13 protein-coding genes are annotated in these 12,817 nt (G+C 67.3%); 5 read left to right on the forward strand and 8 right to left on the reverse strand.

Features of this window, described 5'->3' with window-relative positions; translation table 11 throughout:
* Window positions 1-7 precede the first annotated feature (7 nt).
* From hflX to BKG60_RS22205, 4 genes are read right to left on the reverse strand one after another with little or no spacing between them, the layout of a single operon-like run.
* Window positions 8-1,417 (reverse strand): GTPase HflX, encoded by a 1,410-nt coding sequence (gene hflX, locus BKG60_RS22190; RefSeq protein WP_075909997.1) that lies wholly within the window; start codon window positions 1,415-1,417, stop codon window positions 8-10.
* A gap of 45 nt (window positions 1,418-1,462) precedes the next feature.
* Window positions 1,463-2,329: a diaminopimelate epimerase gene (gene dapF, locus BKG60_RS22195; RefSeq protein WP_075909998.1), complete on the reverse strand. Its 867-nt coding sequence runs from the start codon at window positions 2,327-2,329 to the stop codon at window positions 1,463-1,465.
* A gap of 4 nt (window positions 2,330-2,333) precedes the next feature.
* Window positions 2,334-3,254 carry a tRNA (adenosine(37)-N6)-dimethylallyltransferase MiaA gene (gene miaA / locus BKG60_RS22200; RefSeq protein WP_070186550.1) on the reverse strand — a complete coding sequence of 307 codons (921 nt, stop codon included), beginning with the start codon at window positions 3,252-3,254 and terminating at the stop codon, window positions 2,334-2,336.
* Entirely contained in the window at window positions 3,251-3,937 is a 687-nt protein-coding gene (locus BKG60_RS22205; RefSeq protein WP_070944013.1) for a class III extradiol ring-cleavage dioxygenase family protein, read from the reverse strand. Before BKG60_RS22205 ends, miaA begins: the two co-directional genes overlap by 4 nt.
* Window positions 3,938-4,086: 149 nt before the next feature.
* On the opposite strand from BKG60_RS22205, the gene BKG60_RS22210 reads away from it, so the two are divergent.
* Entirely contained in the window at window positions 4,087-5,442 is a 1,356-nt protein-coding gene (locus tag BKG60_RS22210; RefSeq protein ID WP_075909999.1) for a DUF349 domain-containing protein, read from the forward strand.
* 6 nt (window positions 5,443-5,448) lie between these two features.
* Here the strand turns inward: BKG60_RS22210 and BKG60_RS22215 are convergent, their stop codons facing one another.
* Together BKG60_RS22215 and miaB are read right to left on the reverse strand one after the other, a co-directional pair.
* Complete coding sequence (locus BKG60_RS22215) at window positions 5,449-6,087, reverse strand: Rv2732c family membrane protein (protein WP_075910000.1); 639 nt, start codon at window positions 6,085-6,087, stop codon at window positions 5,449-5,451.
* A complete protein-coding gene (gene miaB, locus BKG60_RS22220; protein WP_075910001.1) occupies window positions 6,075-7,628 on the reverse strand; it encodes a tRNA (N6-isopentenyl adenosine(37)-C2)-methylthiotransferase MiaB in 1,554 nt (517 codons plus the stop codon). The genes BKG60_RS22215 and miaB overlap by 13 nt, the downstream gene beginning before the upstream one ends.
* A 158-nt stretch (window positions 7,629-7,786) precedes the next feature.
* On the opposite strand from miaB, the gene BKG60_RS22225 reads away from it, so the two are divergent.
* The 4 genes from BKG60_RS22225 to BKG60_RS22240 all read left to right on the forward strand — a co-directional run bounded on the left by BKG60_RS22225 (window position 7,787) and on the right by BKG60_RS22240 (window position 11,106).
* Window positions 7,787-8,515 carry an amino acid ABC transporter ATP-binding protein gene (locus tag BKG60_RS22225; RefSeq protein WP_070944167.1) on the forward strand — a complete coding sequence of 243 codons (729 nt, stop codon included), beginning with the start codon at window positions 7,787-7,789 and terminating at the stop codon, window positions 8,513-8,515.
* Between the two features lie 37 nt (window positions 8,516-8,552).
* The gene (locus BKG60_RS22230; protein ID WP_070186555.1) at window positions 8,553-9,365 is read left to right on the forward strand and encodes a glutamate ABC transporter substrate-binding protein; all 813 of its coding nucleotides are present in this window, start codon (window positions 8,553-8,555) and stop codon (window positions 9,363-9,365) included.
* 18 nt (window positions 9,366-9,383) lie between these two features.
* Complete coding sequence (locus BKG60_RS22235) at window positions 9,384-10,064, forward strand: amino acid ABC transporter permease (RefSeq protein WP_070944018.1); 681 nt, start codon at window positions 9,384-9,386, stop codon at window positions 10,062-10,064.
* 133 nt (window positions 10,065-10,197) lie between these two features.
* The gene (locus tag BKG60_RS22240; protein ID WP_070186557.1) at window positions 10,198-11,106 is read left to right on the forward strand and encodes an amino acid ABC transporter permease; all 909 of its coding nucleotides are present in this window, start codon (window positions 10,198-10,200) and stop codon (window positions 11,104-11,106) included.
* On the opposite strand, the gene recX is transcribed toward BKG60_RS22240, so the two are convergent.
* Together recX and recA are read right to left on the reverse strand one after the other, a co-directional pair.
* Complete coding sequence (recX, locus tag BKG60_RS22245) at window positions 11,107-11,670, reverse strand: recombination regulator RecX (protein ID WP_070186558.1); 564 nt, start codon at window positions 11,668-11,670, stop codon at window positions 11,107-11,109.
* Window positions 11,639-12,694 (reverse strand): recombinase RecA, encoded by a 1,056-nt coding sequence (recA, locus tag BKG60_RS22250; protein WP_070186559.1) that lies wholly within the window; start codon window positions 12,692-12,694, stop codon window positions 11,639-11,641. Before recA ends, recX begins: the two co-directional genes overlap by 32 nt.
* Between the last annotated feature and the right edge of the window lie 123 nt (window positions 12,695-12,817).

Genomic DNA, 12,817 nt, shown 5'->3' on the forward strand with positions numbered 1-12,817 from the left:
CGAACGTTCAGAAGGTCGTGAACTCGCTCAGACCCGCGGCGAGCGCCATCGGTACCCGTGCCTTGATGCGGGTGCCTTCGGCGGTGTGTTCGGTGGCGTCCACCCGGCCCTCGGCGTGCACCCGCGCCACCAGATCCCCACGATCGTAGGGAATCGTCACGTCCACCGTCGCATCGGTGGGAGGGATCATCTCGGCCATGCGAGCCCGCAGCCGGTCCAGCCCGTCGCCGGTGTGCGCCGAGACGAACACCGCGTCGGGCAGCGCCCGGCGCAGCGTGGCCAGCCCGAGGCCGGTCGCCGCGTCGATCTTGTTGACCACCAACAACTCCGGCGGTGGGGCGATGCCGCATTCGACGACTACGTCGTTGACCACCTCGCGTACCGCGTTGATCTGTGCCAGCGGATGCTCGTCGGAGCCGTCCACCACGTGTACCAGCAGATCGGCATCGACCACTTCTTCCAGGGTGGACCGGAACGCTTCGACGAGCTGGGTGGGCAAGTGCCGGACGAAGCCGACGGTATCGGTCAGCACGAAAGGCCGGCCGTCGTCGAATTCGCCTCGGCGCGTTGTCGGTTCGAGAGTCGCAAACAGCGCGTTCTCTACCAGCACCCCGGCCCCGGTCAGGCCGTTGAGCAGGCTGGACTTGCCGGCGTTGGTGTAGCCGACGATGGCCACCGAGGCGGCGTCTGAAGACAGCCGGCGGCTGCGCTGAGTGTCGCGGATCTTCTTCATGTCGCGAATCTCGCGGCGCAGCTTGGCCATCCGCTCACGGATGCGGCGGCGATCGGTTTCGATCTTGGTCTCACCTGGCCCGCGGGTTCCCACGCCGCCGCCTGCCCCGCCGGCGCGACCGCCGGCCTGCCGCGACATCGATTCACCCCAGCCGCGCAGCCGGGGAAGCATGTACTCCATCTGAGCCAGCGACACCTGTGCCTTGCCCTCTCGGCTGGTGGCGTGCTGGGCGAAGATGTCCAGGATCAGCGCGGTCCGGTCGATGACCTTGACCTTGACCACCTTCTCCAACGAGTTGAGCTGCGCGGGTGAGAGCTCACCGTCACAGATCACGGTGTCGGCGCCGGTCGCCAGCACGATCTCGCGCAGTTCGGCCGCCTTGCCCGAGCCGATGTAGGTCGATGGATCGGGTTTGTCGCGGCGCTGGATCAGGCCCTCGAGCACTTCCGAGCCCGCGGTCTCGGCCAGCGCGGCCAGCTCGGTAAGGCTGGCATCGGCGTCGGCCGCACTGCCCTCGGTCCACACCCCGACCAGGACGACGCGCTCCAGCCTCAGCTGGCGGTATTCGACCTCGGTGACGTCGGTGAGTTCGGTGGACAGCCCGGCGACGCGGCGCAATGAGGCGCGGTCTTCCAGCGCCAGCTCGCCGGTGCTGGGAGTGAGGGGATGTTCTGGATGAGTCATATGTACTTACAGGTTGTCACGTGCATCGTTGCGCGCGCACCCCAATTACGCGTGGGCGGCATGCCACCACTGCTCGGACAGCTCTCCCCTGGCGACCAGCACCGATGGTCCACGCAGGTAGCTGGTGGACTCGGTGATCGTCACGGTGACCTCCCCACCCGGGATCCGGACCTGCAAGGTCCCGGTGTCGGCACCTTGGTGGGCCAGCGCGGCCAAGGTGGCCGCGACCGTGCCGGTACCGCAGGACCGCGTTTCCCCGACGCCACGTTCGTGCACACGCATCGACACTGCGCCGTCCACCGGAGCCGTCAGGACCTCGACGTTGACGCCCTCGGGGAACAGCTGCTCGTCGAAGGACACCGGGCAGCCCACGTCGAGGGCAGCCAACTCGTCCTCGGTCAGGCCGACACACGCCAGGTGCGGGTTGCCCACGTCGACGGCGATACCGCTGACACTGCGGCCACCGACCACCGCGGTTCCGGTGCCGAACCGGTTCGCTTTACCCATCTCGACGGTGACGTCCGCGGTGGTCGGGTCGGCGCTGTGCAGCACCACGGGACGGGGGCCGGCCAACGAGCCCACCACGAACTCGTCGGCGGATTCCAGGCCTGAGGCGCGCAGGTAATGGGCGAATACACGTACCCCGTTGCCGCACATCTGCGCGATGGAGCCGTCGGCGTTGCGGTAGTCCATGTACCAGTCGGTGGCCGCCACCCCCTCCGGCAGCCGCTCGAAAACGCAGGCAGCCTGCGCAGCACCGGCCGTCGTCACCCGCAGTACGCCGTCGGCCCCGATGCCACGGCGGCGGTCGCACAACGCGGCCACGGCGGCAGGCGTCAGCGACAGCGCAGCGTCGAGGTCGGGCAGCACCACGAAATCGTTCTGGGTACCGTGCCCTTTGGCGAAGATCACCTGTTCAGGATACGTGCCGCCACGCCCGCAGCGCGTCGTGCACCAGTCCGTCGGCGGCCCCGTCCAGCCACACCACCCGATGGTCGCGACGGAACCAGGACCGCTGCCGGCGCACATAGCGGCGGGTGCCGATGAATGTGGGCTCTCGTGCCGCCGCACCGTCTCCCCCGGCATCCAGGTCGGCGAGCACCTGCGCGTAACCGAGAGCGCGCGCCGCGGTGACCCCGTCCCGCAACCCGCGGCCGATCAGCGTGCGCACCTCGTCCACCAGCCCCTCGGCGAACATCGAGTCGGTACGTTGTTCCAGCCTTGTGTCGAGAGCGGCTGTCTCCCAATCCAACCCGATGATCGCGGTGTCCCAGCGCGGAGTACCGATACTCGGCGCCGAGGCGGCGAACGGCAGGCCGGTGAGCTCCACTACCTCCAGCGCCCGCACGATCCGCCGGCCATCGGTCGGCAGGATCGACGCCCCCGCGGCAGGGTCCACTTGGGTCAGCTCGGCATGCAACGCGGCCACCCCCACCTCGGCCAGCCGCTCCTCCCATCGGGCCCGCACCGTCGGATCGGTCGCCGGAAACGTCCACTCGTCCAGCAGCGACTGGATGTAGAGCATCGAACCGCCGACGATCACCGGAACCGCGCCGCGGGCCGCGATGGCCTCCACGTCGGCGGCGGCGTCCTGCTGGTAGCGGGCCACCGTCGCGGTCTCGGTCACCTCGAGGACATCGAGCTGGTGGTGCGGGATGCCGCGTCGCTCGGCGACGGGCAGCTTGGCGGTGCCGATGTCCATGCCGCGGTAGAGCTGCATGGCGTCGGCATTGACTATTTCGACGCCCCGTGACCCACTCAATTTCTCGGCGATCGCCAGCGCCAGGGCCGATTTCCCGGTCCCGGTCGGCCCGATGACCGCGATGGGCCGGGTCATGGCAGCCATTCGCCGGCGAAGTAGCCGACCCCGTAGGGCGCGCCGCGGTAGAGCTCGCGGGCGGTGCCCGGCTCTGGCCAGGCCAGTCCGGCCAGCACCTGAAAGGCCACCCGCCCCAGCACGGTGTCGGGCAGCTCGGCCAGCCCGGCGAGGTCGCCGGTGGCCAGCGCGTCATCGAGATCCTGCTGTGTGGCCACCGAATCCGGCAGATACCCGCCGGGCGCGGAGGGGGTGAGCGTGTGCAAGCCGTCGGCGACGACGAGTACGCCCATGGGGTCCGGGGATTCCTCCATACGGGCCCGCAGGGAGCGTCCGAAGCTCAGTGCCTGCGCCACCGGTTGTGATGCGGCGTAGGCATGCACCTCGATGGCGGCATCCGGTGCAACGTGTCCGCGGATCCACCCGGCGATCAGGGCACACAGCGGCAGTTCCACCGGCCCCCCGACGGGTCCGGGGCCGAGTGCCACCGGGACGTCGACGCCGTAGCCGGCGAAGGTCCCGGCACAGTCCGGTCCGTAGACCGCGTCGCAGGGGCCGACGCCGACCGCCAGCCAATGCGGCGGCAACGAGGTTGCTGCCGCGGTCACCGCCGCGCGCAGTCCGGCCACCTCGACCGCGGCCGAACCCACCAGTTCGGGCACGAGAACCGGGGTTGCGGGGACGATCGCGATGGCGCTGAGCACGTCACCAAACTAGTTTGTCGGGGCATTGAGCCTAAAGCCATGGGCACGGCACAGCACGACCTGCTTGAATAGCGGACAAAGCGACAGCATCAGGCGCCGCGTCGCGCGGCAGATGCGCGGGTGGACCGCGCGGAGTACGAGGAGCGGATATGACAACCAGTGAGCCAGGCGGAGCCACCCCACAGCCGACGTCCGGGCCCACGCCGAGGCCCACTCCTTCACCTGCCCCGAGGCCGGGGCCGCCCCGTCCCGTCCCCCGCCCCAGCCGGGTTGCCCCGGTCGTCGCGGTGGCGCCGACCAGCGATCCGCACCGCTTCGGGCGGGTGGACGACGACGGCACGGTGTGGTTGATCAACGGATCCGGTGAACGTGTCATCGGCTCGTGGCAGGCCGGCGATACCGAAGCGGCATTCGCCCACTTCGGCCGACGCTTCGATGACCTGCACACCGAGGTGGCGCTGCTGGAACGTCGACTGTCCTCGGGCACCGGTGACGCCCGCAAGATCAAGTCGGCTGCCGCTGCGCTGGCCGAAAGTCTGCCCACCGCAGCGGTTCTCGGCGACGTCGACGCGTTGAGCACCCGTCTGGCAGCGATCGTGGACCACGCCGACGAGGCCGCCAAGACCGAGCGCGCCCAACGTGACGAGCACCGGGCCGCGCAGACCGCGCGCAAAGAGGCACTGGCCGCCGAGGCCGAGGATCTGGCCGCGAACTCCACGCAGTGGAAAGCCGCCGGGGATCGCCTACGCGAGATTCTCGACGAATGGCGCACCATCACCGGGCTGGACCGCAAGCTCGACGACGCCCTGTGGAAGCGCTACTCGACGGCGCGCGAGACCTTCAACCGCCGCCGCGGATCGCACTTCGCCGAACTCGACCGTGGCCGCGCCGGCGCCCGCCAGGTCAAGGAGGCGTTGTGTGAGCAGGCCGAGCAGCTGTCCGGCTCGACCGATTGGGGCGCCACCGCGGCCGCCTTCCGCGACCTGTTGACGCAGTGGAAGAGCGCGGGACGCGCCGCCAAGGACGTCGACGACGCGCTGTGGCACCGGTTCAAGGCTGCTCAGGACACGTTCTTCGGGGCCCGCAACGCCGCCAACGCCGAACGCGACGCCGAATTCAAGGCCAATGCCGCCGCCAAGGAGGCGCTGCTGGCCGAGGCCGAAAAGATCGACACGACCGACCTCGACGCCGCCCGCGCGGCCTTACGCACCATCGGCGACAAGTGGGACGCGATCGGCAAGGTTCCCCGCGAACGCGCTGCCGACCTGGAACGCCGGCTGCGCGCCGTGGAAAAGAAGGTTCGCGATGCCCCGGCCGGCGGCGTCGATCCCGAGGCCAAGGCTCGGGCGGATCAGTTCCGCTCACGGGCCGAGCAGTTCGAACGGCAGGCGGAGAAGGCCGAGGCGGCCGGGCGGGCCAAGGATGCGGCCGAGGCCAGGGCCAGCGCCGAGCAGTGGCGTCAGTGGGCCGACGCGGCGGCAGCCGCGCTCGGAGAGCGCAAATAGCCGCGGCTAGGTCTGGTCCGGCTGGTCGGGCTTCGTGTCCGCAGGGCCGGTCTCGGTGACGTCGGTTTTCTTCGTCGAGTCACCGTTCGGGATGTCGAGCACGCCGCGCTGCTGATGCTCGGCGGCCTGGCGACGCCGGTCCTCCTCGGCGGCCAGCTGCATCGCGGTGCGCGACCACACGACCCGCGCCCAGTGGAACGTCAGCACGATCACCGCCAGCCAGCCGATGATCAACCCGATGCCGGGGCCGGGATGGTCCCCCGCGGTCTGACGTGACCACACGGCGAGCATCCCGAGCGCGCTGGCCACGGCGGAACCCGCCAGGGCCACCCAGGCCAGCGCCCAGCGGCGGGTGATCAGCGCCAGTGTCGAGAAGCCGACCGAGAACACCAGCGCCAACCAGGTGAAGACCCGCGACGGCAGTGAGATGCCGTCGGCCACGGCCGTGGCGTCACCCACGAGGACGTCGAAGCCCTTGCTGGAACCGGTGTGCGGCAGCACGAACGACAGCAGCACCACGAACACCAGGATCGCGACGACCATCGCGCGCGGACCCGAGTCGAACTCGCGGGTGACCTTGCGTTCGACGGCGGCGAGGTCGTCCTTGAACGGCTCGAAGTCGCTTTCCTTGCTCAACAGCCACATCCTCCTGATGACGGCGCGGTCTCCGGCGCCCCGATCCGCGGCAACCCCAGGCCGACGCCGGTACGGGGGCGCTGCCCGGCGGCGTGGGCGTCACCGGCGCGGGTGCGTCGATGCGTGGCCAACGGGGCATCGGCGATCAGGTGATGCGGCGCGGCGCCGGTCACGGTGGTGGTCACGATGTCGCCGGGCCGAATCCCCTCAGCGTCCGGGCCGGGGCTGAAGTGCACCAGCCTGCCGTCGCGGGCCCGTCCCGACATACGGGCGGTGGCGGCGTCCTTACGCCCCTCTCCCGTGGCAACCAGCAGTTCGACGGTCCGCCCGATCTGAGCCTGGTTCTCCTGCAGCGAGATTCGCTCCTGCAGCTCGATCAGTCGCTGATAGCGTTCGGTGACAACCGCTTTCGGCAACTGATCGGGCATTTCGGCAGCCGGGGTACCGGGCCGGATCGAGTACTGGAAGGTGAACGCGCTCGCGAATCGCGACTGTTCGACCACATCGAGGGTGGCCTGGAAATCTTCCTCGGTCTCACCCGGGAAACCGACGATGAGATCGGTGGTGATCGCGGCGTCTGGGATCGCGGCGCGCACCTTGTCGATGATGCCCAGGTAGCGTTCAGCCCGGTACGAGCGCCGCATCGCCTTGAGAATGCGGTCCGAACCGGACTGCAGCGGCATGTGCAATGTCGGGCACACGTTCGGAGTCTGCGCCATCGCCTCGATCACATCGTCGGTGAACTCGGCCGGGTGCGGTGAGGTGAACCGCACCCGCTCCAGCCCGTCGATGTCGCCGCACGCGCGCAGCAGCTTTGCGAAGGCACTGCGGTCGCGCGGCACCTCCGGGTCGGCAAACGAGACGCCGTAGGCGTTCACGTTCTGGCCCAGCAGAGTGACCTCGAGCACACCCTGATCGGCCAAGGCCTGCACCTCGGCCAGGATGTCGCCGGGCCGCCGGTCCACCTCTTTGCCACGCAGCGAGGGCACGATGCAGAACGTGCAGGTGTTGTTACAACCCACCGAGATCGACACCCAAGCCGCATAAGCGGATTCGCGAGTCGCCGGAAGCGTGGACGGAAACTCCTGCAGGGCCTCGACGATCTCGACCTGGGCGGTGCGGTTGTGCCGCGCCCGTTCCAGCAACGTGGGCAGCGACCCGATGTTGTGCGTACCGAACACCACGTCGACCCACGGGGCGCGTCGCAACACCGAGTCGCGGTCCTTCTGCGCCAGGCATCCGCCGACGGCGATCTGCATGTTCGGATCGGACTGCTTGCGCGGGGCCAGGTGGCTGAGGTTGCCGTACAGCTTGTTGTCGGCGTTCTCGCGCACCGCGCAGGTGTTGAACACTACGATGTCGGCGTCGGTGCCGTCCTCGGCCCGCCGATATCCGGCGTCCTCGAGCAGGCCCGACAGCCGCTCGGAGTCATGTACGTTCATCTGGCAGCCGTAGGTGCGGACCTGATAGGTGCGCACGTCGCGCTGTTCCTGTACCGACGACTCTTCGCGCGAGCGCTCGTCCGGCGCCGTCGCGTCCCGGTTCACCATCGTCGTCACGGCCTCAATGGTACGGACGGGTCCGAAACGTTAACGCGGCGGATTCATGAGATCCGGGCAGGCCGGACATTCCCTGGGTAAGGTCACCTGCCATGGGAAGCCCCGGCGAGCAGCCGCAGGTCGACAATGCCGCACGACCAGATGTGCCGATGATCGCGCTGTCGGGGGTCAACAAGCACTTCGGCCCGCTGCACGTTCTCAACGACATCAACCTCGAAGTGGGCCGGGGCCAGGTGGTCGTGGTGCTGGGCCCGTCGGGTTCGGGCAAGTCCACGCTGTGCCGCACGATCAATCGGCTGGAGACCATCGACTCCGGCAGCATCGAGATCGACGGCCAGACCCTGCCGGCCGAGGGGCGCAAGCTGGCCCAGCTGCGCTCGGACGTCGGCATGGTCTTCCAGTCCTTCAACCTGTTCGCGCACAAGACGATCCTGGAGAACGTCACCCTCGCCCCGGTGAAGGTGCGCCGGAAGTCCAAGGCCGCAGCACGCGAGAAGGCGATGGCCCTGCTGGATCGCGTCGGGGTGGCCAACCAAGCCGACAAGTACCCGGCCCAGCTGTCCGGTGGGCAGCAGCAACGCGTGGCCATCGCTCGGTCGTTGGCGATGGACCCGAAGGTGATGCTGTTCGACGAGCCGACCAGCGCGCTGGACCCCGAGATGATCAACGAGGTGCTGGCGGTGATGACCTCGTTGGCTTCCGAGGGCATGACAATGGTGGTGATCACCCACGAGATGGGTTTCGCCCGCCGGGCATCTGACCGGGTGGCGTTCATGGCCGACGGCGCGATTGTCGAAGACGCTCCACCGGCCGAGTTCTTCGACAATCCGAAATCCGAACGCGCCAAAGATTTTCTCGGCAAGATCCTGCACCACTGACCTCCGCACTAACGCTGCACCCGAAAGGAACCCGAACATGCCATCAGCGCCGTTCAAGTTGGTCGGTACCCTCGCGCTCGCGATCGCCCTCCCCTTCGCCGCGACCGCTTGTGGCGGTGGTGGCGACTCCGGCAAGATCGTCATCGGTACCAAGTACGACCAGCCCGGGCTCGGCCTGAAGAAGCCCGACGGCACCATGTCCGGGTTCGATGTCGACGTGGCCAAATACGTGGCCAACGAACTCGGTTACCCCGAGGACAAGATCGAGTGGAAGGAAGCGCCCTCGCCGCAGCGCGAGACGCTGATCCAGAACGGTCAGGTCGAATATATCGCGGGGACCTACTCGATCACCGATGCACGCAAGGAGAAGGTCGACTTCGCGGGCCCGTACCTGCTCACCGGGCAGAGCCTGCTGGTGCGCGCCGACAACACCGACATCACCGGGGCAGCTTCGCTGGAGAACAACAAGAAGCTGTGTTCGGTGTCGGGGTCGACCCCGGCGCAGCGGATCAAGGACGAGTACCCGAAGGTGCAACTGCAGCAGTACGACACGTACACGCTGTGCCTGGACGCCCTCAAGAGCGGTGCCGTGGACGCGTTGACCACCGACGAGGTGATTCTGGCCGGCTACGCCGCGCAGAGCCCGGGCACGTTCAAGATCGCTGGTGACACCTTCTCCGAGGAGCGCTACGGCATCGGTCTGAAGAAGGGTGACACCGAGCTGCGCAACAAGATCAACGACGCGCTCGAGAAGATGGAATCCAGCGGAGCCTGGAAAGAAGCGTTCGAGCGCAACCTCGGCCCCGCGGGTATCACCACCCCGGCGCCGCCCGCCGTCGACCGCAACTGAGCCGGTAGCGCGCCGATTGTGGAGATATTCGACGCATACCGCGACCAGATATTCGCGGCGTTCTGGACCACGATCCAGCTGACGGTGTACTCCGCGATCGGTGCGCTGATCCTGGGCACGGTGCTGGCCGCCATGCGGCTGGCACCGGTGCCGGTGCTGAACTGGCTCGGCGCCGCCTACGTGAACGTCATCCGCAACACTCCCCTGACCCTGATCATCGTGTTCTGTGCACTCGGGGTCGGTCAGACACTACGGATCACGCTGGTCGACCCGCATTCACCGACATCGATCGCCGACAGCAACTTTCGGCTGGCCGTACTCGGATTGACGGTCTATACCGCGTCTTTCGTATGCGAGACGGTGCGATCCGGGGTCAACACGGTGCCCATGGGTCAGGCCGAGGCGGCCCGGTCGCTGGGCTTGACCTTCGGGCAGAACCTGCGACTGATCCTGCTGCCCCAGGCATTTCGTGCAGTGATCATTCCGCTGGGATCGGTGTTGATCGCATTGACGAAGAACACCACGATCGCCTCGGCGATCGGCGTGGCGGAAGCGGCGCTGTTGATGAAGGAGATGATCGAGTCGACTGCGGCAGTGCTCACCGTCGGCGCCATCATGGCCGCCGGGTTCATCCTGCTGACATTGCCGATGGGGCTGTTGTTCGGCTGGTTGGGTAAGCGCTTGGCGGTGGCACGGTGATGAGCGCTTGCGCGAAGAACGAACCCACACCGATGAGCGCTTGCGCGAAGAACGAACCCACACCGATGAGCGCTTGCGCGAAGAACGAACCCACACCGATGAGCGCTTGCGCGAAGAACGGACAGGCACGGTAATGGCCGCATCGGTGCTGTTCGACGCCCCGGGTCCCAGGGCACGGGTACGCAACAACGTACTGACGGTGCTCGCCGCGTTCGCCGCGCTCGCACTGATCGCCTTCGTGCTCTTCCGGTTGTGGGAGAAAGACCAACTCCAGCCCGCCAAGTGGAAGCCGTTCCTCACCTCGGACCCGTGGGTCACCTACGTGTTGCCCGGCATCGAGGGAACGTTGACGGCTGCGGCGATATCGATCGTTCTGGCCCTGGTGCTCGGCTTGATGCTCGGTATTGGTCGCCTGGCGCCGATCGCGCCGATCCGATGGACCTGCGCGGTCATCGTGGAGTTCTTCCGCGCCGTGCCGGTGCTGATCATGATGCTGTTCGCGTTCTTCCTCTACAGCATGCTCGACTTCGGGACGTTCGACGAGTTCTTGACCAGGCACGTGGCGCTGGCCGGCGTGGTGACCGGGTTGACCCTCTACAACGGCGCGGTGATTGCCGAAATCGTTCGGGCCGGCGTCCATTCCCTTCCTCGTGGCCAGCAGGAGGCTGCGTGGTCGCTGGGATTGACGTGGACGCAGACCATGCGCCTGATCCTGTTGCCGCAGGCCATCACCGCGATGCTGCCGGTGCTGGTTTCGCAACTGGTCGTGGTGCTCAAGGACACCGCAATCGGTTATCAGATCACGTTCGTGGAGATGGTTCGCCAGGGCACGAACATCGGGTCGGCCTACGGCAACATCCTGCCCGCACTGATCGTCATCGCGATCTTGATGATCAGCGTCAACATGGCATTGTCGTCGTTGGCCACCAGGATCGAGCAGCGCTTGCGTCGTTCCAGCCGCGGGCCCGCGCCACTCGAGCCCGAGGAGGTCGAGCAGGAGGGCGCACCGGGCGCACAGATGTTGCACCCCCCACGCGACTGATCACACCCGGCGGCGCTCCCGTTCGGCGGCAAGCTCGACACTGACGACGTCGAAGGCCATCGACTGGTTGTAGCCACGACGGGCCAGCATGCCGACCAATCGGCGAGTCACCTTCACATCGCCGTCCTCGTCATCGAGCCGTTCACGACGCAGCTTGTCGCGGACCAACTGCTCGGCCCGTTGTCGCTCGGCCGCCGGATCCAGATCGGCCAGTGCAGCGTCGATGACGTCATTGTCGACGCCCTTCTTGCGGAGTTCGACGGCCAAGGCGCGCTTGCCTTTTCCCGCGTTGGCGTGCCGTGACCGCACCCACTGCTCGGCGAAGTCCTCGTCATCGATCAGCCCGACCTCGGTGAGCCGGTCGAGCACTTTGGCGCTGAGGTCTTCTTCGTAGCCCCGTTTGGTGAGCTGCTCGGTCAACTCGGCGCGGGTGCGGGCCCGTACGGTGAGCAGGCGCAGACAGACGTTCTTGGCCTGTTCCTCGCGTTTGCGAGGATCCTGCGCCTGCTCCCCCTCGGGCGTACCCGACGGCTCAGAAATCAACCGGGGCGGGAAGGACGTCATCAGCGGTCGCCTCGGCGGTCACCACGGCACCGATACCGAGCTTTTCCTTGATCTTCTTCTCGACCTCGTTCGCGACGTCGACGTTTTCCAGCAGGAACTTGCGGGCGTTCTCCTTGCCCTGGCCCAGCTGCTCACCCTCATAGGTGAACCAGGACCCGGACTTGCGGATGAAGCCGTGCTCGACACCCATGTCGATGAGCGAACCTTCGCGGCTGATGCCCTGGCCGTACAGGATGTCGAACTCGGCCTGCTTGAACGGCGGCGACACCTTGTTCTTGACGACCTTGACGCGCGTGCGGTTACCGACCGCGTCGGTGCCGTCCTTGAGTGTCTCGATGCGACGCACGTCCAGGCGGACCGAGGCATAGAACTTCAAAGCCTTACCGCCCGTGGTGGTTTCGGGCGAGCCGAACATCACGCCGATCTTCTCGCGGAGCTGGTTGATGAAGATCGCGGTGGTACCCGAGTTGTTCAGCGCGCCGGTCATCTTGCGCAGCGCCTGGCTCATCAGGCGGGCTTGCAGGCCGACATGGCTGTCACCCATCTCGCCCTCGATCTCAGCGCGGGGCACCAGGGCGGCCACCGAGTCGATCACCAGGATGTCCAGCGCGCCCGAGCGCACCAACATGTCGGCGATCTCCAGCGCCTGCTCGCCGGTGTCCGGCTGGCTCACCAGCAGCGAATCGGTGTCCACACCGAGCTTCTTGGCGTACTCGGGATCCAGGGCATGCTCGGCGTCGATGAACGCCGCGATGCCGCCGGCGGCCTGGGCGTTGGCCACCGCATGCAGCGCCACAGTGGTCTTACCCGAGGATTCCGGGCCATAGATCTCGACCACCCGGCCGCGCGGCAGGCCGCCGATGCCGAGGGCCACATCCAGGGAGATCGAACCGGTGGGGATCACCGAAATCGGCTGGCGCACCTCCTCGCCGAGGCGCATCACCGAGCCTTTACCGAAGTTCTTGTCGATCTGGGCCATCGCCAGTTCGAGCGCTTTTTCGCGATCAGGGGCCTGCTGCGCCATGATGGTGCCTCTCCAAGTAGTCGTGTTGACCGGTGTTCCGATCGGTTGGCCGTGACGCTAGGCCAGGGCACCGACAAGTCGGTCGAACACCGCCCACACTAGACGAACATCTGTTCGACTCAA

It is taken from the genome of Mycobacterium syngnathidarum (assembly GCF_001942625.1).
GTDB lineage: Bacteria > Actinomycetota > Actinomycetes > Mycobacteriales > Mycobacteriaceae > Mycobacterium > Mycobacterium syngnathidarum.

Bases quoted from the DNA above. Each gene is read 5' to 3' on its own strand.
- BKG60_RS22225 (WP_070944167.1), top strand. From the start codon at position 7,787: ATGATCGCGCTGTCGGGGGTCAACAAGCACTTCGGCCCGCTGCACGTT.
- recX (WP_070186558.1), bottom strand. From the start codon at position 11,670: ATGACGTCCTTCCCGCCCCGGTTGATTTCTGAGCCGTCGGGTACGCCC.
- BKG60_RS22210 (WP_075909999.1), top strand. From the start codon at position 4,087: ATGACAACCAGTGAGCCAGGCGGAGCCACCCCACAGCCGACGTCCGGG.
- miaB (WP_075910001.1), bottom strand. From the start codon at position 7,628: ATGGTGAACCGGGACGCGACGGCGCCGGACGAGCGCTCGCGCGAAGAG.
- BKG60_RS22230 (WP_070186555.1), top strand. From the start codon at position 8,553: ATGCCATCAGCGCCGTTCAAGTTGGTCGGTACCCTCGCGCTCGCGATC.
- BKG60_RS22215 (WP_075910000.1), bottom strand. From the start codon at position 6,087: ATGTGGCTGTTGAGCAAGGAAAGCGACTTCGAGCCGTTCAAGGACGAC.
- BKG60_RS22240 (WP_070186557.1), top strand. From the start codon at position 10,198: ATGGCCGCATCGGTGCTGTTCGACGCCCCGGGTCCCAGGGCACGGGTA.
- recA (WP_070186559.1), bottom strand. From the start codon at position 12,694: ATGGCGCAGCAGGCCCCTGATCGCGAAAAAGCGCTCGAACTGGCGATG.
- hflX (WP_075909997.1), bottom strand. From the start codon at position 1,417: ATGACTCATCCAGAACATCCCCTCACTCCCAGCACCGGCGAGCTGGCG.
- miaA (WP_070186550.1), bottom strand. From the start codon at position 3,254: ATGACCCGGCCCATCGCGGTCATCGGGCCGACCGGGACCGGGAAATCG.